General features: G+C 69.4%; 22 protein-coding genes. 15 read left to right on the top strand and 7 right to left on the bottom strand.

The window, feature by feature from the left end; genetic code table 11:
* Window positions 1-78: 78 nt before the first annotated feature.
* Entirely contained in the window at window positions 79-390 is a 312-nt protein-coding gene (locus tag ABZS58_RS42875) for a hypothetical protein (protein ID WP_354789749.1), read from the bottom strand.
* 715 nt (window positions 391-1,105) lie between these two features.
* Between ABZS58_RS42875 and ABZS58_RS42870 the strand changes: the two genes are divergently transcribed.
* On the top strand, window positions 1,106-2,065 hold the full coding sequence (locus tag ABZS58_RS42870) for a hypothetical protein (protein ID WP_354789748.1): 960 nt from the start codon (window positions 1,106-1,108) through the stop codon (window positions 2,063-2,065).
* Window positions 2,066-2,748: 683 nt separating this feature from the next.
* A complete protein-coding gene (locus ABZS58_RS42865; RefSeq protein ID WP_354789747.1) occupies window positions 2,749-4,221 on the top strand; it encodes a catalase in 1,473 nt (490 codons plus the stop codon).
* Window positions 4,222-4,575: 354 nt separating this feature from the next.
* Here the strand turns inward: ABZS58_RS42865 and ABZS58_RS42860 are convergent, their stop codons facing one another.
* On the bottom strand, window positions 4,576-4,866 hold the full coding sequence (locus ABZS58_RS42860) for a helix-turn-helix transcriptional regulator (protein WP_354789760.1): 291 nt from the start codon (window positions 4,864-4,866) through the stop codon (window positions 4,576-4,578).
* A gap of 289 nt (window positions 4,867-5,155) precedes the next feature.
* Here ABZS58_RS42860 and ABZS58_RS42855 point away from each other — a divergent pair, with 289 nt between their 5' ends.
* From ABZS58_RS42855 to ABZS58_RS42845, 3 genes are all read left to right on the top strand, one after another.
* The gene (locus tag ABZS58_RS42855) at window positions 5,156-5,464 is read left to right on the top strand and encodes a hypothetical protein (protein WP_354789746.1); all 309 of its coding nucleotides are present in this window, start codon (window positions 5,156-5,158) and stop codon (window positions 5,462-5,464) included.
* 257 nt (window positions 5,465-5,721) lie between these two features.
* The gene (locus ABZS58_RS42850; RefSeq protein WP_354789744.1) at window positions 5,722-6,033 is read left to right on the top strand and encodes a PadR family transcriptional regulator; all 312 of its coding nucleotides are present in this window, start codon (window positions 5,722-5,724) and stop codon (window positions 6,031-6,033) included.
* Window positions 6,033-6,857, top strand: a complete 825-nt coding sequence (locus ABZS58_RS42845) for a hypothetical protein (RefSeq protein ID WP_354789743.1) — start codon at window positions 6,033-6,035, stop codon at window positions 6,855-6,857. The genes ABZS58_RS42850 and ABZS58_RS42845 overlap by 1 nt, the downstream gene beginning before the upstream one ends.
* A gap of 377 nt (window positions 6,858-7,234) precedes the next feature.
* Here ABZS58_RS42845 and ABZS58_RS42840 read toward each other — a convergent pair whose 3' ends face one another.
* Window positions 7,235-7,405 (bottom strand): hypothetical protein, encoded by a 171-nt coding sequence (locus ABZS58_RS42840; protein ID WP_354789741.1) that lies wholly within the window; start codon window positions 7,403-7,405, stop codon window positions 7,235-7,237.
* A 248-nt stretch (window positions 7,406-7,653) separates the two neighbouring features.
* Here ABZS58_RS42840 and ABZS58_RS42835 point away from each other — a divergent pair, with 248 nt between their 5' ends.
* Window positions 7,654-8,277: a maleylpyruvate isomerase family mycothiol-dependent enzyme gene (locus ABZS58_RS42835; RefSeq protein WP_354789740.1), complete on the top strand. Its 624-nt coding sequence runs from the start codon at window positions 7,654-7,656 to the stop codon at window positions 8,275-8,277.
* A gap of 187 nt (window positions 8,278-8,464) precedes the next feature.
* Here ABZS58_RS42835 and ABZS58_RS42830 read toward each other — a convergent pair whose 3' ends face one another.
* The gene (locus ABZS58_RS42830) at window positions 8,465-9,505 is read right to left on the bottom strand and encodes a LacI family DNA-binding transcriptional regulator (protein ID WP_354789738.1); all 1,041 of its coding nucleotides are present in this window, start codon (window positions 9,503-9,505) and stop codon (window positions 8,465-8,467) included.
* Between the two features lie 72 nt (window positions 9,506-9,577).
* Entirely contained in the window at window positions 9,578-10,615 is a 1,038-nt protein-coding gene (locus tag ABZS58_RS42825) for a LacI family DNA-binding transcriptional regulator (protein ID WP_354789736.1), read from the bottom strand.
* Between the two features lie 323 nt (window positions 10,616-10,938).
* On the opposite strand from ABZS58_RS42825, the gene ABZS58_RS42820 reads away from it, so the two are divergent.
* From ABZS58_RS42820 to ABZS58_RS42790, 7 genes are read left to right on the top strand one after another with little or no spacing between them, the layout of a single operon-like run.
* Entirely contained in the window at window positions 10,939-11,859 is a 921-nt protein-coding gene (locus ABZS58_RS42820; RefSeq protein ID WP_354789735.1) for a sugar ABC transporter permease, read from the top strand.
* Entirely contained in the window at window positions 11,856-12,677 is an 822-nt protein-coding gene (locus ABZS58_RS42815) for a carbohydrate ABC transporter permease (protein WP_354789734.1), read from the top strand. Before ABZS58_RS42820 ends, ABZS58_RS42815 begins: the two co-directional genes overlap by 4 nt.
* Entirely contained in the window at window positions 12,674-15,430 is a 2,757-nt protein-coding gene (locus tag ABZS58_RS42810) for a family 78 glycoside hydrolase catalytic domain (RefSeq protein WP_354789732.1), read from the top strand. The genes ABZS58_RS42815 and ABZS58_RS42810 overlap by 4 nt, the downstream gene beginning before the upstream one ends.
* A complete protein-coding gene (locus ABZS58_RS42805) occupies window positions 15,427-16,689 on the top strand; it encodes an extracellular solute-binding protein (RefSeq protein ID WP_354789731.1) in 1,263 nt (420 codons plus the stop codon). Before ABZS58_RS42810 ends, ABZS58_RS42805 begins: the two co-directional genes overlap by 4 nt.
* 58 nt (window positions 16,690-16,747) lie before the next feature.
* Window positions 16,748-19,954 carry a family 78 glycoside hydrolase catalytic domain gene (locus ABZS58_RS42800; protein WP_354789729.1) on the top strand — a complete coding sequence of 1,069 codons (3,207 nt, stop codon included), beginning with the start codon at window positions 16,748-16,750 and terminating at the stop codon, window positions 19,952-19,954.
* A 56-nt stretch (window positions 19,955-20,010) separates the two neighbouring features.
* Complete coding sequence (locus ABZS58_RS42795; RefSeq protein ID WP_354789728.1) at window positions 20,011-20,379, top strand: family 1 glycosylhydrolase; 369 nt, start codon at window positions 20,011-20,013, stop codon at window positions 20,377-20,379.
* Window positions 20,286-20,504 carry a family 1 glycosylhydrolase gene (locus tag ABZS58_RS42790; RefSeq protein WP_354789759.1) on the top strand — a complete coding sequence of 73 codons (219 nt, stop codon included), beginning with the start codon at window positions 20,286-20,288 and terminating at the stop codon, window positions 20,502-20,504. Before ABZS58_RS42795 ends, ABZS58_RS42790 begins: the two co-directional genes overlap by 94 nt.
* Before the next feature lie 244 nt (window positions 20,505-20,748).
* Here ABZS58_RS42790 and ABZS58_RS42785 read toward each other — a convergent pair whose 3' ends face one another.
* Together ABZS58_RS42785 and ABZS58_RS42780 are read right to left on the bottom strand one after the other, a co-directional pair.
* Window positions 20,749-21,099: a hypothetical protein gene (locus ABZS58_RS42785; RefSeq protein WP_354789726.1), complete on the bottom strand. Its 351-nt coding sequence runs from the start codon at window positions 21,097-21,099 to the stop codon at window positions 20,749-20,751.
* 71 nt (window positions 21,100-21,170) lie between these two features.
* Window positions 21,171-21,635 (bottom strand): hypothetical protein, encoded by a 465-nt coding sequence (locus ABZS58_RS42780; RefSeq protein ID WP_354789724.1) that lies wholly within the window; start codon window positions 21,633-21,635, stop codon window positions 21,171-21,173.
* Window positions 21,636-21,800: 165 nt separating this feature from the next.
* On the opposite strand from ABZS58_RS42780, the gene ABZS58_RS42775 reads away from it, so the two are divergent.
* Both ABZS58_RS42775 and ABZS58_RS42770 read left to right on the top strand, forming a co-directional pair.
* Complete coding sequence (locus ABZS58_RS42775) at window positions 21,801-22,535, top strand: MBL fold metallo-hydrolase (RefSeq protein WP_354789723.1); 735 nt, start codon at window positions 21,801-21,803, stop codon at window positions 22,533-22,535.
* Window positions 22,532-23,554 carry a Gfo/Idh/MocA family oxidoreductase gene (locus ABZS58_RS42770; RefSeq protein ID WP_354789721.1) on the top strand — a complete coding sequence of 341 codons (1,023 nt, stop codon included), beginning with the start codon at window positions 22,532-22,534 and terminating at the stop codon, window positions 23,552-23,554. The genes ABZS58_RS42775 and ABZS58_RS42770 overlap by 4 nt, the downstream gene beginning before the upstream one ends.
* Window positions 23,555-23,593: the final 39 nt, after the last annotated feature.

Genomic DNA, 23,593 nt, shown 5'->3' with positions numbered 1-23,593 from the left:
TCGTCCACAGTCGGCAGTTGTCATCCGTGCCGGTAGCCGAACTCCGCTCAGCGAGGGCGCACCGGCGTGGTGCGGGTCTCAGTCGGCGGCCCAGGCCGGTGTGCCCTGCTCGGCGGTGACCCGGCCGCCGACGGTGAGCTCCTCGACGGCGTCGACGTCGTACCACTGCCGGGGTTCGGTGAGGTACTGCGTCCACCGGTAATGGATGGCTGCTTTGCTGGGCGTGGTGGTGCTGACGGTGACGGTGCCGTCGGGCGCGGGGTCGAATCTCACCTGTGGGTACTGCAGCACGGTCCATCGCGGGTTGTCGGTGATGGTGTGCCGGTGGGAGTGCCGCATCGGGCAGGTGTCGATGGTGCCCGGCGTCGGGTCGGTGTCCGGGGTGAACACCTGCTGGGCGGCGCAGCCGTCGATCCGGTCGTGGATCTGCCGCAGCGCTAAGCCTCGATCCGCCGACGATCTGGGGATCGGTGACTCACGTCGCCCTTGATCGATGGTGGCGGATGTGCCGGTTGATGGGTGTGGCTGTTCCGCCGGGCGTTCCGGCGTTCTCGGTCATGTTGGTCGGGCCCGGAGGCGATCGCGAAGGTATCCACAGTGGACGGACATCTACTGGACTTCTGGTGTAGTCGGGCCCGCCAAACGGCGCCGATCAAGGCTCTGGCCAGGAACGCCGGCCTCAGTTGGCCAGCCGTGTGTGACCTGGTTCAGCCTGGTCAGCACGGACCTGAGGTCCTGCTGCGCGATGTCCTGTGGGTCAGTGCTCGGATCTTCGCCTTCAGCGACCGGATCGGCCGTTGGGCGATGAACGTGTACACATGCCACATGTTCGATACCCGCTTGCGGCGCTCGATCAGAGCCAGCCGCTGACGGGCCGGCGACGTTGCGTAGATTAGACCGCGAAGGGCTGCGTCGGCAGCGTCCACACCGCCCGGACTCGAACGTGTGTCTGACACGCCGGAGCGGAGTGGCGGAGCGGTACCGTGGTGACGCGCACCCTTGCTGTTGTTCCGCTGCCCGGTTCGGCGACACGACCGACCATGTTGGCCGGACGATGCGGCCCGAGTATGTGTGAGGGTTCGTGAGGGTATCGACACGGGCGGCGTTGCTCGCCGTGGCCGGCAACGCCATCGTGATGGGCGCCGTCGGGGTGACCGCTCCGATCGGGTGGTTGCTGGTGCCTGGCGTGGCCGGGATGGCGTCCCGGCCACGGGTGGCGGCGTTGATGTCCGGCTGGGCGGGTGCGCTGATCCTGCTATCGGTGGCGGTACCGATCGTCCCAGGCCACCGCGGTGACCGAGGGGCGCTGATGACGTCCGCCCTCTACCTTGCCGTCCTTCCAGTGTTGTCGTGGCAGCGGCGACGCACCTGGCTCCGCCGGTCCCGGGTCGCGGTGCCGGCCGTCGTTGACGTGGGCGCCGGCCGGGTCGACCGGCCGGTGATGCTGGCCGTATCGCGGCTGCCCGGTGAACTCGCGGCCGCCGTGTACGTGCCGGGTGATGGATTGTGGGTGCTGATCGGCATGGTGATGGGGGAGGTGCCGGATCTGGGACGGTGCGTGCGGACGGTGGAGCGGACGTTCCGCGCTACCGTGCGTCGCGGCGGCGCCGGGTTGCCGCAGATGCCGGCGCTGTTGACACCCTTGGTTCGCCGGCATGCCCCTGACGGGTACGCGGCGGCCACGTTCGTGCGGGTAAGCCAGGCCGGTGCGGTGCAGGTGCTGCGGTGCGGCGGCCCGGAGATCCTCGCCCTGCGGCGCACGGCAGACGCACCGGACGGTCTGCTGGACGTGGTGGATGGCGGGCCTGGCGCGTTGCCGCTCGGAGGGGTATCAGAGCCGGTGACTGTGCCGCGTCTGCCAAACGATGCCAGGATCGCGATCGTGACGGCTGGATACGTCGTCGCACACTACGACGACTACGCCGGCGCAGTGCACCATGCACTACGCTGCGCCGATACCGCACTGGCCGCCGCCCGGCTGCTGGAAGGCCCAGCCAGCGCAGCCGTCAGCAGGGACCCTACCGGCCCGGCGGTAGTGATCGACAGCATCGGCGGCACTCGTTGACCAATGCGTCGCTCCTCGGCGCTCACATCCTGTGGTGCCGTCCACGGCTGTGCACTGTTAGGGGCGAACGAGGCAACCGCGGCTGGTCAACTCCGTGCGGATCACGTCCGGGGCTGGCCGAAGTACACCGACTTCAGTAACACAAGAGCTGCGGCAGGGTCGGTGCCGTCGGCTGCGACGCCGTCCGGCGCCGGACGCGGACCGCGAGCCCCAGGCGGCCCGCAACCTTGCGAGAGTACGAACGGCACCACAACCAGCACCGCCCTCACTGGGGTATCGGGAACGCCCGACCGGTGCAAGCGCTGCCCGAACCGATCGCCGATCCAGCCACGCTCACCCAGCTGCACGTCCGCCGACACGATCGGCTCGGCGGCCTCCTGCACGAGTACGAGTACGCCGCCTGAACAGCGCGGATGATGGTATCGGGTCGACTGGGCGCCGGCCCGGAGCAGGCGCCGCCTGGCCCCGTAGCGCCGCCTCCTGGAGCCGTATGCCGATCCGGTCGACATCGTCCACTGACTGTCGAGCCGTCGCCCCCAGGACTCGAGGTCGCTCGGTTTCGCGACGATGCAACTGGGCAGAAAGTGCTGCTCTGTACCGACGCGTGCTACGCGGGCGTGAATTCGAGGCGTCCGGAGTGACGCCTCGATCGACTGCTTCACCGTTCACCCTGGAGGTACGACATGACGAGCCCGAAGCTCAGGCCGACGACGACTGATGCCGGTATCCCGGTCGCCAGCGACGAGCTCTCTCTCACCGTCGGTCCGGACGGTCCGATCGTGCTGAACGACCATTACCTCATCGAACAGATGGCCAATTTCAACCGGGAGCGCATCCCGGAGCGCCAGCCGCATGCGAAGGGCGGTGGCGCGTTCGGCCATTTCGAGGTGACCGGCGATGTCAGCGCCTACACCAGGGCGGCGGTGTTCCAGCCCGGCACCAGGACCGACACCCTGAGCCGGTTCTCCACCGTCGCCGGCGAGCGGGGCAGCCCGGACACCTGGCGCGACCCCAGGGGCTTCGCGCTGAGGCTCTACACCTCGGAGGGCAACTTCGACATTGTCGGCAACAACACCCCGATCTTCTTCATGCGCGACCCGATGAAGTTCCAGCACTTCATCCGCTCGCAGAAGCGGCGGCTGTCGAACAATCTGCGCGACCACGACATGCAATGGGACTTCTGGACGTTGTCGCCGGAGTCCGCGCACATGGTGACATGGTTGATGGGAGACCGCGGCATCCCGAGAACCTGGCGGAACATGAACGGCTACGGCAGCCACGCCTACAGCTGGATCAACGCCGTCGGCGAGATCTTCTGGGTGAAGTACCACTTCATCACCGACCAGGGCATCGAGTTCCTGACCCAGGCTGAGGCCGACGAGATCGCCGGCAAGGACGCTGACTTCCATCAGCGCGACCTGTACACCGCGATTGATCGGGGTGATTTGCCGAGCTGGACGCTGAAGGTGCAGATCATGCCGTTCGACGAGGCCAAGACGTACCGGTTCAACCCGTTCGACCTGACCAAGGTGTGGCCGCACAGCGACTACCCACTGCATGTGGTGGGCAGGCTGACCCTGGACCGTAACGTCACCGACTACCACACCGAGATCGAGCAAGCCGCGTTCGAGCCGAACAACCAGGTGCCGGGCACCGGACTGTCCCCGGACAAGATGCTGCTGGCCCGCGATTTCTCCTACGCCGACGCCCACCGGGCCCGGCTCGGGGTCAACTACAAGCAGATTCCGGTCAACGCGCCGAAGGCTGACGTGCACGCGTACTCCAAGGAAGGCGTGATGCGTGTCCGCAACGCCACCGATCCGGTGTACGCGCCGAACTCCTACGGCGGCCCGCAAGCCGACCCGAGCCGCACAGCTGAGCCGTTGTGGTACGCCGACGGCGACATGGTCCGCTCTGCGTACACGCTGCGCCGTGACGACGACGACTGGGGCCAGGCCGGCACGATGGTCCGGCAGGTGCTCGACGACGCCGCCCGGGACCGGTTGGTCAGCAACATCGTCGGCCACCTGCTGGATGGAGTCAGCGAACTGGTGCTCGGACACACCTTCGAATACTGGCGCAACGTCGACAAGGACCTCGGCGACCGCGTCGAGCGGGGCGTGCGGGCCGCACAGAACAACCCGACGGCCGCGTAGGGCCGCTCGGCGTCACGCTGACCAGGACTGCAAGAAGGTTGACAGCGGAACTGCGGTCTGGTGTCCGCGCCCTGGACGGGCTGAAAATGTGGGTGGGTGGGCCGGCAGCCGCCGGAGCGGCCACCCGCGACGGCAACGGCTGCGTGGTGACGCATCGCCGGGAACTCACGGACGGGAGCCGGGCGCCGACCGGCGCTGCATCACGCGGCCCTGTAGTCGCCGGGCCGCCTTGGCGACCTCGGGATGTGGGTCGGTGAGTAGCGCGGCGAGTATCTCCGCGGGCAGATCGGTGCGCTCGCCCGCGCCGCGGACCGCATCGGCCCGTGCCGCCGGACTTGCGCCGATCCTGTTCTCCTACGGTTCTCGCAGTGCTGTTCGCGCCGAGAGGGCAGAGCGAAGGTCACTGCGGCTGGTGATCCCGAGCTTCGGAAAGACGCGGGAAAGGTGTGTGCCGATCGTCCGGTGGGACAACAGATACAGCTGCTGTCCGATGTCTCTGTTCGACAGCCCTTGGGCGGCGAGTTGGGCGATCTGGAGCTCTTGAGCGGTCAGTTGGTCCCTGGCGGCGAGGTCGCGTCGGCGGCTGGCCTCCCCGGACGCTCGAAGCTCTCGGCGGGCTTGGTCGCTCCAGGCTGCGCAGCCCATCGCGTCGAAGGCATCGCGGGCGTCCCGCATTGGAGTGCGCGATTCTGCGATTCGACGCTGGCGCCGTAGCCACTGGCCGTGTGCAAGCAGGAGCCGGGCACGCTGAAGCGGCCAGTGCGTGAGGTCGGCGCCGAGTGCCTCCTCGAAAGCGACCCGCGGCCTCCTGGGGGTCCTGGGCGAGTAGCGCGCGTGCGTGCAGCAGCCCTACTGCGATGCAGGTCCCCGGGATGTCGCCGGATGCTGATTCGACCTGCTTCACGCGCGCTCGCGCTTCGTTGATCCGACCCGTGTGCAGTGCAGCATCGGCGAGATCGCCGATGAGCCAGCACGCGACAATCGGGTGGTGTGCCGGACTCGCCGGATCGAAGAGGCGTTCGGCCACCTCGTAGGCGTTGGAGTGCCTGCCCGCTCCGAGTGCGGCGAAGATCCGACCGAATTGCGCGAAGGCGACGGTGATGTTTGCCCCGGTCGGCACCGCGATACGTTTGGCCCGGACCGCGGCGCGCTCAGCCGCGTCCGGATCGCCTCGGATCCCGGCGATGATCGAATCGACGGTGTCGGCTGCTGCGACCGCCATCGGGCGGTGGCGGCGAAGTAGGTCTGCCGCGGCGCCTGGGTTTCCGTGGTGATCTATGAGTGAACATCGCAACCTGGGCAGACGATGTGCTGCGGCCGCGGCAGTCGCTCAAGCCCGCGACGTGGTTGTTTGTACATCTGGAACGAGGTCTCAGGCGGCCGCTCTCTGTCGGCACCGTGGCCGACGTACGCAGGAGTGGGCGTGGAACCCGCCGCGATAGCTTGACGCCGCTACTACGCTCAGCGATACTACGTACTGCGTAATAAGAGGTGATTCCCGTGAGCCTTTCAGAGCTGGGCAGGTTCTCCGAGCCCGGGCTGCTTGTCCTGGTCAGCCTGGCGGACGGCCCGAAGCACGGCTATGCCATCCAGGAGGACATCGGCAGGCTTACCGGCAACCGCCCCGGGCCGGGCACGTTGTACGGGGCGATCAAGCGCCTGGAAGAGCGTGGGCTCATCGAGGCACTGGCAGCCCAGGACAGACGCAAGCCCTATCAGCTCACTCCTGTGGGAAGGCAGACGCTCCAGGCGGAACTGGAACGCACCAGGGCGGTGGCCGCGGTGGGCCTGCGTCGCCTGGCGGTGACCTGATGCGCCGGCTGCACGCGGCAGTGCTTGCGCTGTACCCCCCAGCAGTACGCGAGCGCTACGGCGAGGAGGTCGCCGTGCTGCTGGAACAGTCCCGCACCCCGGTGCGCGACCTTGCCGACGTGGCCTGGTCCGCGCTGACCGATCGAATGGAGAAACTGGTGACGGCTGACCTGCCCGATGCGCTACAGCGCACGCCCCGATGGCTAACGGTCGCGTCCGCCACCGTACTGGCATGTTTGGCAGTGCCGCTGCTGGGGTTCAGCACGGCGCCCTCGGCCATTGTCCTCGTCGGCCTCGCCACCGGCCTGCTGTGCGCCAGAAGGGGCGGCGGATTCGGCTCGGCGGCCGTTGTCGTCGGCGTCGTGCTGGCGCTGCTCACCTCGCCTCACCTGGTCCAGTCGCTGGTCGGGTCGATCGATCGCATAGCGGAGGTCGTGAGCACGGCGGCGTTTGCTGCGGCCGCGGCCGCACTGGCCGCGCTGGTGGTGGCCTTGGTTCGCCGCAACCGGCGCACGGCCGCGCTGCCCGCTGCGGTAATCGGGGGCCTCGCGCTGCCCCAGCTCGCGTCGATGATGCTGGTGCTGATCAGTGGGGCCGGGCCGACGGGCAACCCGTGGCTGGCGTACTGGGTCAGCATGCTGCCGTACCGCGGCTGGAGCGAAGAAAGCGGATCCGAGTTCGTAGGGGTCCTGTTCGACACCCTGATCTGGTATCCGGCGCTCTACACCTTCTGCCTCTCGTTCCTCCTGGCGTTCTGTTTCCGGGCGACGGTCACCCAAGCATCGCCCGCTCCCACCAACAGCGCACAACGGACGGCAGCGTAGGAAGGCGACGGCTGCAACGACCAGATTCCGTGAGACGCGATCCTTCCCGTGCACTACACCGTGTGGACGAATCCGATCACCGGCCCTCTCAACATCGACGACGCCGTTCACGAACTCCGGCAGCGGACTCAGGAACCACCTCCAGCTGGCCGAGACGGGGCACACTCTTCTGCCGCAGATAACACGCGCTCGGTCCCGTCTGCCGGGGTCGGGCTCGCCTGCCGGTGCACGCCATAGTCACCCTTGGTGACGTATCGAGCTGATCCGCAGCCACGCTGGGTTGGAGCCGGAGGTTGAACGGCAAGCCGAGCTTGAGGCGGTGCCGACGCCATCGCTCAGTGGCTTGGCCGACCATGCCGCTGGTGTGCGCTGACCATTTACCGCGTGAACCGGGTCGTCCCGGCGCTGGCACCGCAGCTAATGGACATGGTGACGCCGTTGAGGTAGAGGCCGTCCAGGAGCTGCCACTGGGTGCGCCGGGCACTGCGCCCGGCGATACGGTAGCCGCCGCCCTGATAGATGTAGCCGACGTGCCCGGCGAACAGCACCTCGCCATGGCATCGACTCTGGGCACCGGATCGGTTGTGACTTTCAGTCGTAGTTGTCACTTGTCAGCGATGGTTGTCACCGGACTGATACATCGCTGACAGGCACACGGCGCCTGTCCGTCTATGGGGCCGATCACTCTGGCGCTGTAGACGTCGAGCGGGTTCGTGCGCTGCCGGTCGTGGTATCTCCGGCGCGGAATGAGTTGGTGCGTTCGGGCTGCCAAGGAGGCGCCCAGTACAGTTGAGCGATGACGATCGATGATCGCCTCACCACACTTGACGAGCTCTGGTCGGCCTGGGCTGAGCGCGGCCGGGCGATGACTGACGAGCAGTGGCAGCGGCCGACCCGGCTCGGCGACTGGGACGTGCGGAGCCTGTACGCGCATGCCGGGTCGTGGCCTTGGATGCTTTCGATCCTGATCGACCGCGTCCGGGACACCGAACCGACGCACGTTACGGCCGCCGCGCTCCTGCAGGACTTCAACGCCCCGAACGGGATCGCCCACAGGGGTCGGGACAACGTCGCGGCCGGCGCCCGCGAGGACGCGGCCGGGTACAGCACGGCGCAGATGGTCGAGCAGTTCGCCGGTTCGGGACCGCGGGCGATCGCCACCGCGCGGCAGCTCGGCCCCGTGGTCGTCGACTACTTCGGGCGGGCGCTGCTGCGCCTCGACGAGGCCGTCAGCATCGGCATCGTGGAGGCAACCGTGCACCTGCTCGACCTGCAACGCGCGCTGGGCCAGCCTCCGGAAGTGCCCGTCGAGGGCCTCACGCACACCGCGGCGGTCATCGTCCAGATGGCGCCGCCGGTTGACTTCATCGAAGCGGCGACCGGCCGGGGCACGACCGACCTGTTCCCAGTGCTGTCCTGAGCAAGCGGACACAGGCGGGCGCAGGAGCCTTGACGTCCGTGTCGCGCCAAACCGGTGACAACAAGCGTTGAAACGCCGATAGGTGACAATTGCCGCATGCGTCCCGAGCCGCGATCCTGCCGGGCGTTATCGGGTAACGATGCCCACGGAGGCAGTCGAACTGGACGTGAGCGGGACTGCTGCGGCGTCAGCCAGGCGGTGCGGCGGTGGTCCTGCGGACGACGAGGGTGGGTGCGAGCTTCATGTGGCTCGCGGGTCGGCGGGGATCCGCGATGCGGTCCAAGACGAGCCGGGCGGCGTTGCGGCCCATCTGGCGGCCGCCCTGGTCGACGCTGGTCAGTGAGACGGGCGCGAATCCGGCGAACATGGTGTTGTCGTAGCCGGTGACGGCGATGTCGCCGGGCGCGGACAGGCCGGCTTCGGCGATGGCCTGGAGTACTCCCATGGCGACGATGTCGGCGCCGGCGAAGATGGCGGTCGGTGGGTGGGGGCGGGCCAGCAGTTGCTGGGCGCCGAGGTATCCGCCTTCCTGGGTGTAACTGGTGGAGGCGATGTCGATGTACTCGTCGAGCCGGCGGGCGCGCATCGCCTGCCGGTAGCCGTCGGCGCGCACGGCGTTGGGCATCTCGACGATGCGGTCCGGGTCGGTCTCCAGGTGCTCGATGTGCGCGATGCGGCGGTGGCCGAGATCGGCGAGGTGGTTGACGACCAGGGCTGCGCCGGCGAGGTCGTCGTCGGCGACGGAGTCGTAGCTCGAGGAGCGTCCGTGGCGGCCGACGAGGACGGCCGGCACGGAACTGGCGACGTGTTCAAGATGCCGACGGCTGGAGACGGGGGCGATGAGGATGACGCCGTCCATGCTGTGGTCGATCATGGTCTCGGTGACGCGGGCCTCTTCCGCTTCGCCGTTGCAGCCGGGACCCATCAGCACCTGATAGCCGGCGACCTCCAGCACCTCGGTGGCTCCGTCGAGGATGTCGGCGAAGAACGGGTTGCGGATGTTGGGCAGCATCACGCCGACGCTGTAGGTCTGGCCACGCATGCCGCGGGCCGCGGCATGCGGTCGGTAGCCGAGCTCGGCGATCGCCTTGCGGACTTTCGCCTGCATCTCGGGGCTGGCCCCGTAGGCGTTGCGGAGCACCTTCGACACGGCGGTCGTCGACACCTCGGCGTATTGCGCGACGTCGACGATGGTGATCCGCCGGGTGCGTGCCGTTGGCTTCCGCATCTGGCTCCTTACGCATGAGTAACGTTGTCCGGGAGTGTACGGGCCGGTCCGCGAGCGCGACCAGGGTCGTCGTTACAACCGCGGCGGCGCGGTCGTGCGCCTGGCCACCAGTCTGGGTGTGAGTTTGAGGTGGCTGGCCGGGGTGTGCCGGTCGGCGATGCGGTCCAGCAGGAGCCGGGCGGCATTCGCGCCGATCTGTTGGCCGGCCTGGTCGACGCTGGTGAGCGAGATCGGACCGAAGGCGGCGATCGCGGTGTTGTCGTAGCCGGCGATCGAGATGTCCGCCGGCACCGACAGGCCCGCTTCGGCCAGGGCCTGCAGCGCGCCCATCGCGACGATGTCGGCGCCGGTGAAGACGGCGGTCGGCGGTGCGGGGCGGGTGAGGAGCTGCCGCGTACCGAGGTAGCCGCCGTCGTGGGTGTACGTCGTGGACACGACGTCGATCTCGTCGGCCAGTCCATGCGTCCGCATGGCGTCGCGGTAGCCGGCGGCGCGCACCGCGTTGGGCATCTCGGCGAGGCGGACGGGGTTGGTCTCATGGTGGTCGATGAGCGCGATGCGCCGGTGGCCGAGCCCGACGAGGTGGGCGACGACGAGGTGCGCACCCGCGTGGTCGTCGTCGGCGACGGTGTCGTAGATCGTCGAACGACCGTGCCGCCCGACGACCACGGTCGGCACGGTGCGCGCGATGCGTTCCAGGTGTGCGCCGGAGGAGATCGGCGCGACGAGGATCAGGCCGTCCATGCCGCGGTCGACCATGGCCTCGGTGACCCGGGCCTCGATGTGCTCGCCGTTGCGGCCCGTGCCGTGCAGCACCTGGTAGCCGGTGTCACGCAGGCCGCCGGTCAGGCCGTCGAGGACGTCGGCGAAGAACGGGTTGCGGATGTCGGGCAGCATCACGCCGATCGTGAAGGTGCGGCCGCGCATGCCGCGGGCGCCGGTATACGGGCGGTAGCCGAGCTCCGCGATCGCGCGCTGGACCCGGGCCCGCATCGCCGGGCTGGCGCCGGCGGCGTTACGCAGCACCTTCGACACCGTCGTGGTGGAGACGTGGGCGTGCCGGGCGACGTCCACGATGGTGACCCGGCGGGCCGGTGCGTCACGGATCATCCGATGGACCCCCAGGCGATGGGTAACGTTACCCTCGCAGTGTACGGATGATCATCGCGAAATTTCTAGACCCGGTTCCAGGTGAGGGTCGTTCATGAGCGCGAAGCGCCTCCGAACTCTTGACGTAACAGCCAAGGCCCTCCTATGGTCGGCGTCACACATTTGGAAAACGTTGCCCACGGCTGATCGCAGCTTACGCCGACACCCCCTCGCGCGCTCTGCGGTGCCGCCGCCACGTCCGGCTGCGGTGCGGCGCGATCGACCCGGGTCGGACCCGTTCCGGCCATCCCGAATGAAACGTTTTAGAGAGTGGTCGCAGCCCCATGACACTGACCGACAAGACGGCGGAGCCCGTGCGGCGCTCACCGCGCCGGCGGCGCACCGATCCGCCGTGGTGGTTCGTGCTCCCGGCGATGGTGTTGTTCGCCTACGTCGTGCTCCTGCCGAGCGGGCGGGGTGTCTACTTCGCCTTCACCGACTGGGACGGCCTGTCGCCGAACTGGTCGTTCATCGGTCTGGACAACTTCACCGCCATGCTCGACGACCCCGACGCGTTGCAGGCGATCTGGCACACCCTGCTCATCGCGGTCGCCATCACCGTCATCCAGAACGGCGTGGGCCTGCTGCTCGCGCTCGGTGTCAACACGATGATCAAGTCGCGCAACGTGCTGCGGGTCTTCCTGTTCGCCCCGGCCGTCATCACGCCGATCGTGACCGCCTACCTGTGGCGCAACCTGCTCGGCCCCGACGGCGCGGTCAACAGCCTGCTTGGCGCGGTCGGGCTGGGCGCCTGGCAGCAGGATTGGCTCGGTGACCCGCAGCTGGCGTTGTGGTCGGTCGTCGCCGTCATCGTGTGGCAGTTCGCCGGCTACTCGATGGTCATCTTCCTCGCCGGGCTCCAGTCCATCCCGCGCGAGATCTACGAGGCCGCCGCGATGGACGGCACCGGACCGGCCCGGCGCTTCTGGTCGATCGTCCGGCCGCTGCTCGCCCCCGCGATCACGATCAACCTGATGCTGTCGATCATCGGCGGGATCAAGCTGTTCGACCAGGTGTACGCGCTCACCGGCGGTGGCCCCGGCCACGCCACCGACACCATCTCCACCCTCATCTACAAGGACGCGTTCACCCTCGGCGAGTTCGGCTACAGCATCGCCCTCGCCGTCGTCCTCACGATCATCGTCGCGATCGCCTCGACCAGCCAGTACCTGGTGCTGGCCCGCAACGAACGGGCAGCGTCATGAACCGCTACCGCCGACGGACGTTCGCCCTCGAACTGGTGATGGTCGCCGTCGCCGCGGTGATCGGCTTCCCGCTGTACGTGCTGATCAACCTCGCCGTCCGCGCGCCCTCCGACACCGGCTCACCGATCCGGCCCACCACCGCACCGACCCTGTCGAACTTCACCGATGCCTGGCAGCAGGCCGGCCTCGGCGGAGCGCTCATCAACAGCGTCCTCGTCACCGCCGTCAGCGTCGTCGTCGTGCTCGCGGTCTCCTCACTCGCCGCGCACCCCCTCGCCCGGGTCTCGGCGGCGTGGTCCCGCGGCACGTTCCTGCTCGTCATGCTCGGCCTCGTCCTGCCGTTCCAACTCGCCGCGCTGCCGCTCTATCAGACGATGCGCGACCTCGGGCTGCTCGGCTCGGTGTGGGCGCTGGTGCTGTTCTACTCCGGCCTGCAGGTGCCGTTCACCACCTTCCTCTACGTAGGGTTCCTGCGGTCGCTGCCGCGGGAATTCGAGGACGCCGCCGCCATCGACGGCTGCACGCCGGTCCAGGTGTTCCGGTACGTCGTCTTCCCCATGCTCAAACCGGTCACCGTCACCGCCCTCGTGCTCAACGCGGTCGCGGTCTGGAACGACTTCTTCACCCCGCTGCTGTACCTCTCCGGCGGCACCCAGCAGACCGTCCCGGTCGCGCTCGCGGGCTTCTTCGGCCAGTACGTCTCCGACTGGAACCTCGTCTTCGCCGCCCTGCTCATCAGCATCATCCCGGTGCTGGCCGTCTACTTCGCGCTGCAACGCAGCATCATCAACGGTTTCGCCGGAGGGCTGAAGGGATGACCATCCGCGTCTACGGACTCCAGGCCGAACAGCGGCAGGAACCGCTCGGCATCGACCACCCCCGGCCGCGGCTGTCGTGGAAACTCGACAGCGACCGGCGCGGCGCCGCGCAGACCGCCTACCGCATCACCGCCGCGCTGCGGCCCGCGGACCTCGACGACCCCGGCCGTCTGCTGTGGGACACCGGCCGGCGCGAGTCCGGCGACGGCCTGCTCATCCCATGGGACGGGCCCGCCCTGCAATCGGCGACCCGCTGCCACTGGCGGGTCGAGGTCTGGGACGAGACCGGCGCAGCAGCCGGTAACCCGGCCGGGTCGGCGCGGAGCTGGTTCGAGACCGGCCTGCTGCACCGGTCCGACTGGTCGGCCGTGTGGATCGGCCGGGACCCGGTCCGTCACCCGGCGGTCCAGCCCCCGGGCGCCGCCGACATCGCCGGCGCCGACCTGCTGCCACCGCCGCTGCACCTGCGCCGGGCCTTCCATGTCGACACCCGCCCGGTCCGGGCCCGGCTCTACGCCACGGCGCGGGGCGTCTACGAACCACGGCTCAACGGCTGCCGGGCCGGCGACCACGAGCTCGCCCCGGGCTGGACCGAATACCACCGGCGCCTGCAATACCAGACGTACGACGTGACCGGCCTCGTCCACGCCGGCGACAACGTGCTCGGCGCCGTCGTCGCCGACGGCTGGTGGAGCGGCTACGTCGGCTTCGACCCGCGCCGCGCCGCACAGCACTACGGCGACTGTCCCGCACTGCTCGCACAGCTGGTGCTCGACTTCGCCGACGGTTCCCGCCGGGTCATCGCCACCGACACCGTCTGGACCGAGCGGCCGGGCGCGATCCTCAGTGCCGACCTGCTGATGGGCCAGGTCGTCGACGCCCGCCGGCACGTGCCGGACTGGGACGCCGCCGCCACCATCGACGGTTTCGCGCCGGTCGCGGTCCTCGACACCGAACCCGGGCCGCTGGTCGCCGAACCGGACCACCCGGTGCGCGTCACGATGGAACTGCCCGCCGCGACCGTGGAACACAAGGCGCCCGGCCGGTACGTCGTCGACTTCGGCCAGAACCTCGTCGGCCGGGTCCGGCTCACGCTGCGGTCCGCGCCCCGCGGCCGGCGGGTCACCGTCCGGCACGCCGAGGTGCTCACGGACGGCGAGCAGGACGGGGAGCTGTACGCGGCCAACCTGCGCCGCGCCGCCGCCACCGACCGCTACGTCGCCGCCGGCGAACCGGTCGAGGTGTTCGAGCCGCAGTTCACCACCCACGGCTTCCGCTACGTCGAGATCGACGGCCATCCCGGCGAGCTCGACGTGGCCGACGTCGTCGCCCGGGTCCTGCACAGTGACACCCCGTGGACCGGCCGGTTCGAGTGCTCCGACCCGGTCACGAACCAGCTGTACACCAATATCGCCTGGGGCCAGCGCGGCAACTTCGTCGCCGTACCGACCGACTGCCCCCAGCGCGACGAACGCCTCGGCTGGCTCGCCGACGCGCAGATCTTCGCCCCGACGGCGACCCGCAACGCCGACGTCGCCGCGTTCTTCGCCCGCTGGATGCGCGACGTCGTCGACGGGCAGGACACCGACGGCGCGTTCCGCGACGTCGCGCCGGTCATCACCATGCACCGCGAGGCGGCCCCGGCCTGGGGCGACGCCGGCGTGATCATCCCCTGGCATTTGTGGCGCACCTACGGCGACCGGCAGGTGCTTGCGGACTCCTTCGACGCGATGGCCGCCTGGGTCGCGCACGTCCGCCGACACAACCCGGACCTGCGGTGGCGGCACCACACCGGCAACAACTACGGCGACTGGCTGCAGGTCGACGCGGACACCCCACGCGATCTCCTCGCCACCGCCTACTTCGCCCGCAGCGCCGCGATCGTGGCCGACGCCGCCGACGTCCTCGGCCGGCCCGACGTGGCGGCCGAGCACCGCGCCCTGCACGCCGCGATCCGGCAGGCGTTCATCACCGCCTACGTCCACCCCGACGGTGCCGTCGAGGGGGAGACCCAGACCGGCTACCTGCTCGCGCTCGCGTTCGGGCTGCTGCCCGACGACCTGATCGCCGCCGCGGTCAAGCACCTTGCCGCCGACGTCGAGCAGCGCGGCAACCGGCTCACGACGGGGTTCGTCGGCGTCCAGCTGCTGTGTCCGGTGCTGGCCGAGCACGGCCGGGCCGACCTGGCCTACGCGCTGTTGCACCAGGACGAGTTCCCGTCCTGGGGGTACTCGATCCGCCACGGCGCAACCACGATCTGGGAGCGCTGGGACGGCTGGACCGAGCACGGCGGGTTCCAGGCCGACGCGATGAACTCCTTCAACCACTACAGCCTCGGCAGCATCGGCGACTGGCTGTTCGGCCGGGTCGCCGGCATCGACCAGACACCCGGATCGGTGGCCTACCGCGACCTGCTGCTGCGCCCGCTGCCGGGCGGCCGGCTCACCTGGGCCCGCGCCGAGCAGGACACCGCCCGCGGGCCGGTCGCCTGCGGCTGGGCCCGCACCGACGACCGGATCACCGTGACCGTCACGGTGCCTCCGGGAAGCACCGCCCTGCTGGAAGTCCCCACCGCCGACCCGGCCGGTGTGCGCGAGCACGACGAGCCGGCCCACACGCGGCCCGGGGTGCTGGGGGCCGAACCGTCCGCCGCCGGGCTCACCCTGCGGCTGGCATCAGGCCGCTACACCTTCACCGCATCCCACACCCCTGATCACACCCCCGATCACACCCCCGTCCAGGAGATGCCATGAGACTGTCCCGAACACCAGCACTTGCCGCAGCGCTGGCAGCCGCGCTCGTGATGGGTGCCTGCAGCAGTGGCACCAACGCCGGCTCCGGCGGCGACAGCAACACCCTCACCCTCGCCTCCGTCGACCAGGGCTCCATCGAGGAGGTCGTCAAGGCGTTCGAGGCCGCGAACCCTGGCGCCAAGGTCCGGTACACCACCAGCGGTGCCGACCAGTATCAGCAGCAGATCCGCACCCAGTTGGCCTCGGGCACCGCACCCGACGTGATGACGGTCTGGCCCGGCAACGGCAACCCCGGCGCCACCTTCGTGCTGGCCAAGCCCGGCTACCTGATGGACCTGTCGGATCAGCCGTGGGCGTCGAAGCTGCCCGACGGACTCAAGAGCGTCGCGCGGTACGAGGGCAAGACCTACCTCGCCGTGTTCGGGCTCAACGGCATCGGCGCCGTCTACAACGAGCAGGCGCTCACCCAGTCCGGCCTGAAGGCGCCGACCACCTGGACGCAGTTGCTGGCGTTCTGCACGGCGGCTGCCGGCAAGGGCACCCCGGCGTTCGCCCTTGGCATCCAGGACAACTGGGTCAACCAGCTCGCCCTGTACGCCCTCGCGGCCACCGTCGTCTTCGGCGCCGACCGTGACTTCGACACCAAACTGCAAAGCGGGGCCACCTCGTTCGCCAAGTCGCCGTGGACGACCGCGATGGCCAAGTACCAGGAGATGGAAAAGACCGGCTGCTTCCAGAAGAACCCGCTCGGCACCAGCTACGAAGCCAGCCAGGATCTGGTCGCGACCGGCAAGACCCTCGGCATCATCCAGGGCAACTGGGTCGTCGCGCTGCTCAAGGGCAAGAACCCGGCCGGCACGTTCACCCTCAAGGCACTGCCCGCTACCGACACCCCGGCCGAGTTCATGATGCCCGCCGCGGCCGGGGCCGGTTACGGCGTCAACGCCAAGGCCAAGAACAAGGACCTGGCGCTGAAGTTCGTCAACTATGTCATGTCGCCCGAGGGCATGAAGGTGTTCAACGCCAAGCAGGGGAGCCTGCCCTCGCTGCCGGACAGCGGATCCCCGGTCGATCCGGCGTTCACCGAGCTGACCACGTACCTCAAGGACAACCGGACCGTGCCGTTCATGGACCAGCTGTGGCCCAACGCCAAGGTGCAGCAGACGATGCTGTCCGGCCTCCAGGAGATCTTCAGCGGACAGTCCACACCGGACAAGGTGCTCGCCGCCATGGACGCCGACTACAAGGCCGGCGCCTGACCACCCCGAACCCCGCCGGCCGGCCACGGCCGGCGGGACTCTTTGTGAAGGAGTACCAATGTCAACCGCCAGACATCGGGTGCGCACGCTCGTGGTGTTCGGGACATCACTCGCCCTGCTCATGCCTCAGGCATTGACCGCCACGCCCGCCGCGGCCTCCGGCGGGCAGGCCAACGTCGAAGCCGTCGACCTGCGCGTCGACGGCCGCTCAGACCAGCCGCTCGGCATCGACAACACCACCCCGACCCTCGGCTGGCAGATCTCCGAGACACGGCGCGCGGCAGCACACCCCTGCTACCGCCCGAACTCGCGTGCCGCGTGCCCCGCCGACCGGCAGACGGCGTACCAGATCCAAGCCGCCACCAGCGAGGCCAACCTCAAGCGCGGCAGACTCATCTGGGACACCGGCAAGGTCGCATCGGCCACCCAGACCGGCATCGCCTATGCCGGGCGCACACTCGGCTCCCGGGACCGGGTGGTGTGGCAGGTGCGGGTCTGGGACGCCGACCGGCGAACGTCCGAGTGGAGCAGGACGTCGTCGTGGGAGATGGGTCTGCTGCAGCAGGCCGACTGGGGTGCGGCCCGCTGGATCGAGTACCCCGGCCGGGCCGAGAACCAGCCGATGCCGATCTTCGCCCGGCAGTTCAGCATCGACCGCCGCAAGCGCGTGAGCTCGGCCCGGCTCTACCTTTCGGGCGTCGGCCTGCACCTGCCCACCCTCAACGGCCGCGAGATCACCGACGAGGTCCTCGCGCCCGGCAACGCCAACTACCAGCTCTCCAGCGAATACCGCACCTACGACATCACCCGCGAACTGCGTTCCGGCGGCAACACCATCGGCGTGCAGCTCGGCAACGGCCCGGCCTACGTGCGCCGCAGCGTCACCAACCCGGCCGTCGGCCGCACGTCGCCGTACTCGTGGTGGCAGAGCCAGCTCAAGGGCAGCGGCACCCTCACCGCCGACACCCCGCCGGGCGCCACGACCGTGCAGCTCGACTCGGTCACGGGGTACCACGTCGGTGGCACCGTCAACGTCGACACCGGCGCCGGGGGAGACAACCTGGAGTCGCGCACCATCACCGCGGTCGCCGGCACGGCGATCAGTTTCACGCCGGGGCTGTCGAAGCCGCACCTCGCCGGTGCGGCCGTGACCGGCTCCGGGAACAACGTCGCCGCCAGCGATGCCTCGGCCGGCGCCGCGGTCACGCCCCGCCTGATCGCCCGCCTGGAGATCGCCTATACCAACGGCTCGACCGACGTGGTCGTCTCCGACCGCAGCTGGCGGACCGCCCTCGGTCCGCTTGTCACCGACGCCTGGTACTCCGGCGCCGACCACGACGCCCGCCGCGAACAGCCCGGCTGGAACCAGCCCGACGCCAACTTGTCGGTCACGGCGAAGCGCCGCGACGGCACCGCCACCGGTTGGATCGACGCCGGTATCGCGCCGGCGCCCAACCTGGCCACGAAGCTCGTCGCCCGCACCGCCGAACCCGTCCAGGTCGTTGAAACGTTTTCGCCGGTGTCGGTGACGAACCCGGTCCCCGGCACGTGGGTGTACGACTTCGGGCAGAACATCGTCGGCTGGCCGGAACTGCACCTGCCGGGCGACCTCCCGGCCGGCACGATCGTGAAGGCCGCACCCGCCGAGGCCCTCGCCGCAGATGGCACCGTCGACCAGGCGTCGCTGATGGGCGGTGGCGGCAGCCGCGGCCGGGATCTGTTCAACACCTACACCACCGCCGGGCTGGGCGGCGGGGAGACGTGGCACCCGGACTTCAACTACTTCGGCATGCAGTGGGTCCAGGTCACCGGCCTGCCGACCGGCTACGTGCCGGCCAAGCACCTCGTCAAGGGTCTGCGGCTGCAGGCGGCCGTCCCGGTCGCCGGCGAGATGAGCACCTCCAACGCCCGCGTGAACCGCATCCACACGATGTCGCGCTATTCGTTCGCGTCCAATGTCATGTCGGTGTTCACCGACTGCCCCGGGCGGGAGAAGCTGTCCTACCCGGCCGACTACACCATGCCGATGGGAGCCATCCATCGCACCTTCGGCCTCGACGCGTACCTGCGCACCACCATGCGGCACCTCGTCGAAGGCCAGTCGATGGCCGACACATCCATGTTCGGCAACGTCGCGCTGAAGACACCGGTCTACGACTGGGGCTACACCGGCCGGTTCGGCGACGAGATCAACTGGGGCAACGCGATCATCCTGGTCCCGTCGATGCTCTACGAGCTGTACGGCGACACCCAGACCATGGCCCGCTACTACGAGCCGATGGTCCGCTTCGCCGATTACATCCAGCGGCAGAAGGTCGGCACCGGCGACAACGCGCACATCGTTGACGCCGCGCTCGCCGACTGGGTCGCCGCCGACCAGACCTCGGGCCGCATCACCGGCACCTGGGGCTACTACACGATGATCAGCAAGCTGGCCGAGATGGCTTCGCTGACCGGTCACCAGGCCGACGCACTCAAGTACCGGGCGCTCGCCGCGGACATCAAGACCGCGTTCAACGCCCACTTCTACAACACGACCCTGCGCCGGTACACCACAGCCGGCAACGCCGGCACCACCGGCGCGACCCAGACCGCGCAGGCGCTCGCCCTCGACGCAGGGCTCGTCCCGGACAGCGAACGCGGCGCCGTCCTCGACGCACTCGTCGAGCTCGTCTACGCGTTCCACCCAAGCGGCGAGGGACCACACTTCAGCGGCGGCACCATCGGCATGGCTCCGACCGTGCGGGCCCTCGCCGACGGCGGCCGCGACGCCGTGCTGTGGGACCTGCTGCAACGCGACGAACAGCCCAGCTACGGCTACTTCATGGCGTCGACCACCGCCAACCCCGGCGGCATGACGACCATGGGGGAGCGGTGGACCCGCGGCGACTCGAAGAACCACATGATCCTCGCCCAGATCGAGGAGTGGTTCCACACCGACCTGGTCGGCATCCGCGAGGCTGACGGCGCCACCGCCTACCGGTCTCTGACCATCCGGCCGAAGCTGGTCGGCGACCTGACCTTCGTCAAGGGCAGCTACCAGACACCCCAGGGGGCGGCCCGCTCGGCGTGGAAGGTCGACGGCAACCGGTTCCGGCTCGACGTGACCGTCCCGGCGAACACCACCGCCGAGATCTGGGTGCCGTTGCGCGGCGGCCGCGTCCTCGATCAGCCGGCCCGGGCGAAGCTCCTGCGCAACGAGGGCGACTACGCCGTCTACCGCGCCGGATCCGGCACGTACACCTTCACCACCGTCCAGCGATAGCCCAGCCCGGAGCGGCCCGCCGTCGGCGGCGGGCCGCTCCGGCAGATCGGAGCCACGTGCACCGCGACTTTCCCGACGGCTTCCTGTGGGGCGCCGCCACCTCCGCTCACCAGGTCGAGGGCGGCAACACCAACAACGACTGGTGGGACTTCGAGCACGCTCCCGCCACCGCCGCCGGGGAGTCGTCCGGCGACGCCATCGACCACTTCCACCGCTACGCCGAGGACTTCGCCCTCCTGCGCGAGCTCGGGCACAACGCGCACCGCCTCTCGCTGACGACGACGAACGCCTCGACTACCTCGACGGGCACCTCACGGCCACCGCCCAGGCGATCCTCGACGGCGTCGACGTCCGCGGCTACCTGCACTGGTCCGCGTTCGACAACTTCGAGTGGAGCGAGGGCGACCGCCCGAGGTTCGGCCTGATCGCCGTCGGCGACGACTTCACCCGGACCGTGAAACTCTCCGCCCACGCCCACGCCCACGCCCTCGCCCGCGTCGCCGGCACCGGCCGGCTCGACGCCCTGCGCACCAGGAGCCACACGCCGTGAGAAGCCCGACGGCCCGCACGGGATGCGCCGCCAGCCCGACGCCGACCACGCCGGTATCTCCGGAGGCCTGCCCGCCACCTGCTTCCCGACCACCAGCGCACTGGGCTCCTCCTGGAACGCCGACCTGATCCGCCGTGTCGGTGCTGCGATCGGTGCCGAGGCCCGCGCACAGGCGTCCAAGCGCATCCCACGGCGGTGGATCCGTCGAGATCGGGACCCTCTCGACGCCGCGGCACCGGCACGGTCAGCGGTAGTTCTCCAGCACGTCACGGAACAGCGGCCCGGCACCCTCGGCGACGGCTTGCCGCCACTCCGGGCCGGTCCCCATCGGCATCCCCAGCCGGATCGAGACCGCTTCCACGATCTCCGGGTCGCCGGTGTCGAGCAACTGCTCCACGAAGGCGAAGCAGCGCGCGAGGAGCGCCTGGTCACCGCGCTCCATCGCCGGCCGGAACACCTCCCAGTAGAAGCAGTGGGAGACGAGCTGGTACGTCCCGACGACGGGGAACGGCGACTCCTCGTCGAGAAGCGACTGCTCCTCGGCGAGAATGAGGGCGCGCGCCTCGGGGAAGGCGTGCCACAACATGTCTCGCATCGGTATAAACATTGAAGACCCTTTATGTGTATTGCATCCAGAGGGGTATTTCTTGGCAGTTAGCCAGTGTCTCACACACGGAGGGCGGACCGTATCGCGTGAGGAAGTACATGTCGGACAGGAATCCGAGAACGGACAATGCCGCGCCGCCGCGACCGACGATGTCCGGCCCGCTCCCCCTGGGTGCCGTCTGTGCTCCGCTCGAACCGCGAGCGGCTTGGCCGCCGGCACCACTTCCGGGAAGACTGCCCGGTCTGGCGGATCGGCTTCGGGAACCTGTCGTCGGTGAGTGTGAACTTCTCGCCCGTGATGTCGGCAACCGCATAGCGGTTCTTGATGTTCTCCAGCCCACCGGCCATGTTCGAAGCCTTGACACGATTCGTTTCCAGATCGGCGTTCAGCTTGCCCGTACGATCGGGATTCTGGAGTGTCCGCCGGCACTTCTCGAAGATCTCCCGGGCGATCGCCGACTGCTCGGCGGTGAGGGTTCCCGGGCCGCCCTTCGCCCGGCGCTGTTGCGGTGAGCAATCGCCCAAGATCAGTCGCCGTTCAACCTGCCGGGGCGGACCTTCATGAACTCTGCGAGAGGGGTAGCGGGCGCGGCGCCGTCGCGGGGCCTGTCCCGCTGGCGTTGTTCCTCGGCGCCGTACGGACGAAAGGGCTACTGGTCAAACCACCTGGCCACTGGTTAGGGTGCGGCGATGCGACTGTCGGAACATGTGCACCTGGTGGGGAGCGGCTGGCTCGGCTATTCGCTCTCTGACCGGCACGACGGCCATGTCTACCTGGTCGAGGGCGGCACGGCGTCCTTCCTCATCGACGCGGGGTCCGGGCTCGACACGGCGAGGATCGCGGCCCGGATCGAGGCCGCGCAGGTGCCTCCCGTGACGCACATCCTGGTGACCCACGGCCACGCTGACCATGCCGCCGGCGCGGATGCCCTCGCGCGGCTGCTGGGCGCCGAGATCTGGACTTCGCCTGAGGTGGCCCGGATGCTCATCGATGCCGATGAGGTCGCTACCGGCCTGGCGCTCGCGCGCTCCGCCGGCGTCTACCCGGCCACGCTGTCGTTGACGCCGACCGAGGTGCACCGGCGACTCGGGGATGAGACGTTCACCATCGGGGCCGCGACCGTACGCTGCATGCCCACACCCGGACACGCGGTGGGGCATGCCTGCTATCTCGTCGATGTGGACGGTGCCCGCGCCGTCTTCACCGGCGATCTCGTCTTCGCCCGTGGGAGGGTCGCCGTGCTGGGCACCACCGAAACCGACGTCGGCGCGCTGCGCGACAGCATCGCTGCGGTGGCGGCGACCGCACCCGGCGCTCTCTTCCCGGGTCACGGCAGCGTCGCACTGAGCGACGCGGACCGCCACCTGGCGGCGGCCCTCGACGCCTTCGACCGCGGCCAACTGCCGCCGGGGCTGCTGCCATGAACGCCATCCCTGATACGAGTGGTGCTCCGGAGCGGCTACGGGTCGGCGTTTGCGGGCTGGGCTCCATCGGGCTGCGCCATGCCCGGCTGCTGGCGGAGTCGCCCGGGGTCCGCGTCGCGGCCTTCGACGCGGCGCCGCACGGGTTGCAGCTGCCACCGGCGGTCGAGGCGACCCTGACGATCGTCTCCTCGTTCGAGGAGCTGCTCGACGCGGCGCCGGACGCACTGGTGGTGGCCACCCCCGACGCCCTGCACGCGCCGCAGGCGATCGAGGCCTGCCGGCGGGGGATCACGGTACTGGTGGAGAAACCGGTCGCCGACAGCGTCGCCGCGGCCGAGGAACTGGCCCGGGTGGCGGCGCAGAGCGGCGCGCGGGTGCTGGTGGGTTACGTGCTGCGCCACTACGCGGTGCTGCGACGGGTGCGGGAGCTGCTCGCCGACGGAGCCGTGGGCACGCCGGTCTCGGTGCACGTCAACCTCGGCGCGTACGAGACGCTTAGGGTGGCCCGCAACCGGTTCTCCGAAACGGACCGTTACCGGCTGCCGTACGACTACAGCCATGAGTGGGACTACCTGCAGTGGCTGCTGGGCCCGGCGGCCGAGGTCGCTGCGGTCGCCCGTCTCGCCGGAGATCTCCCGCTGCGTCAGGATCCCAACGTCATCAACGGAGTTGTCGCCTTCGCCTCCGGTGTGACCGGGACGTTCCACCTGGACTACGTGCAGGAGGGGCAGGGCCGCCGGCTCGACGTCGTCGGAGACCGGGGCACGCTGCGGGCCGACCTCGCCCGGGGTGGCGTCACGGTGCGGGCCCACGCCGACGCCCTCACCCGTTCCTACGACTGTTCCGAGGAGCGTGATGTCGCGTTCGGCCGGCAGCTCAGCCATTTTCTGGACGTGGCCCGTGGCGTCGCGGTCCCGCTGGTGAGTGTCGAGGACGGGATCCGGGCGCTGCGGGTCGCCGACGCGGTCGTGGCCGCATGCGACGGAGCGGGTTGGCGGCGCGTGGACGCTCGCATCTAGTGAAACAGCTCTTCCGCTACATGAAATGCGGCCGTACCG

The organism is Dactylosporangium sp. NPDC005555 (assembly GCF_040605635.1).
Taxonomy (GTDB): Bacteria; Actinomycetota; Actinomycetes; order Mycobacteriales; family Micromonosporaceae; genus Dactylosporangium.
Note: the sequence above shows the minus strand (reverse complement) of the source record. Positions and strands in the feature narration are given on the sequence as shown.

Bases quoted from the DNA above. Each gene is read 5' to 3' on its own strand.
- ABZS58_RS42865 (WP_354789747.1), top strand. From the start codon at position 2,749: ATGACGAGCCCGAAGCTCAGGCCGACGACGACTGATGCCGGTATCCCG.
- ABZS58_RS42860 (WP_354789760.1), bottom strand. From the start codon at position 4,866: ATGGGCTGCGCAGCCTGGAGCGACCAAGCCCGCCGAGAGCTTCGAGCG.
- ABZS58_RS42845 (WP_354789743.1), top strand. From the start codon at position 6,033: ATGCGCCGGCTGCACGCGGCAGTGCTTGCGCTGTACCCCCCAGCAGTA.
- ABZS58_RS42835 (WP_354789740.1), top strand. From the start codon at position 7,654: ATGACGATCGATGATCGCCTCACCACACTTGACGAGCTCTGGTCGGCC.
- ABZS58_RS42830 (WP_354789738.1), bottom strand. From the start codon at position 9,505: ATGCGGAAGCCAACGGCACGCACCCGGCGGATCACCATCGTCGACGTC.
- ABZS58_RS42825 (WP_354789736.1), bottom strand. From the start codon at position 10,615: ATGATCCGTGACGCACCGGCCCGCCGGGTCACCATCGTGGACGTCGCC.
- ABZS58_RS42820 (WP_354789735.1), top strand. From the start codon at position 10,939: ATGACACTGACCGACAAGACGGCGGAGCCCGTGCGGCGCTCACCGCGC.
- ABZS58_RS42815 (WP_354789734.1), top strand. From the start codon at position 11,856: ATGAACCGCTACCGCCGACGGACGTTCGCCCTCGAACTGGTGATGGTC.
- ABZS58_RS42810 (WP_354789732.1), top strand. From the start codon at position 12,674: ATGACCATCCGCGTCTACGGACTCCAGGCCGAACAGCGGCAGGAACCG.
- ABZS58_RS42805 (WP_354789731.1), top strand. From the start codon at position 15,427: ATGAGACTGTCCCGAACACCAGCACTTGCCGCAGCGCTGGCAGCCGCG.
- ABZS58_RS42800 (WP_354789729.1), top strand. From the start codon at position 16,748: ATGTCAACCGCCAGACATCGGGTGCGCACGCTCGTGGTGTTCGGGACA.
- ABZS58_RS42785 (WP_354789726.1), bottom strand. From the start codon at position 21,099: ATGCGAGACATGTTGTGGCACGCCTTCCCCGAGGCGCGCGCCCTCATT.
- ABZS58_RS42775 (WP_354789723.1), top strand. From the start codon at position 21,801: ATGCGACTGTCGGAACATGTGCACCTGGTGGGGAGCGGCTGGCTCGGC.
- ABZS58_RS42770 (WP_354789721.1), top strand. From the start codon at position 22,532: ATGAACGCCATCCCTGATACGAGTGGTGCTCCGGAGCGGCTACGGGTC.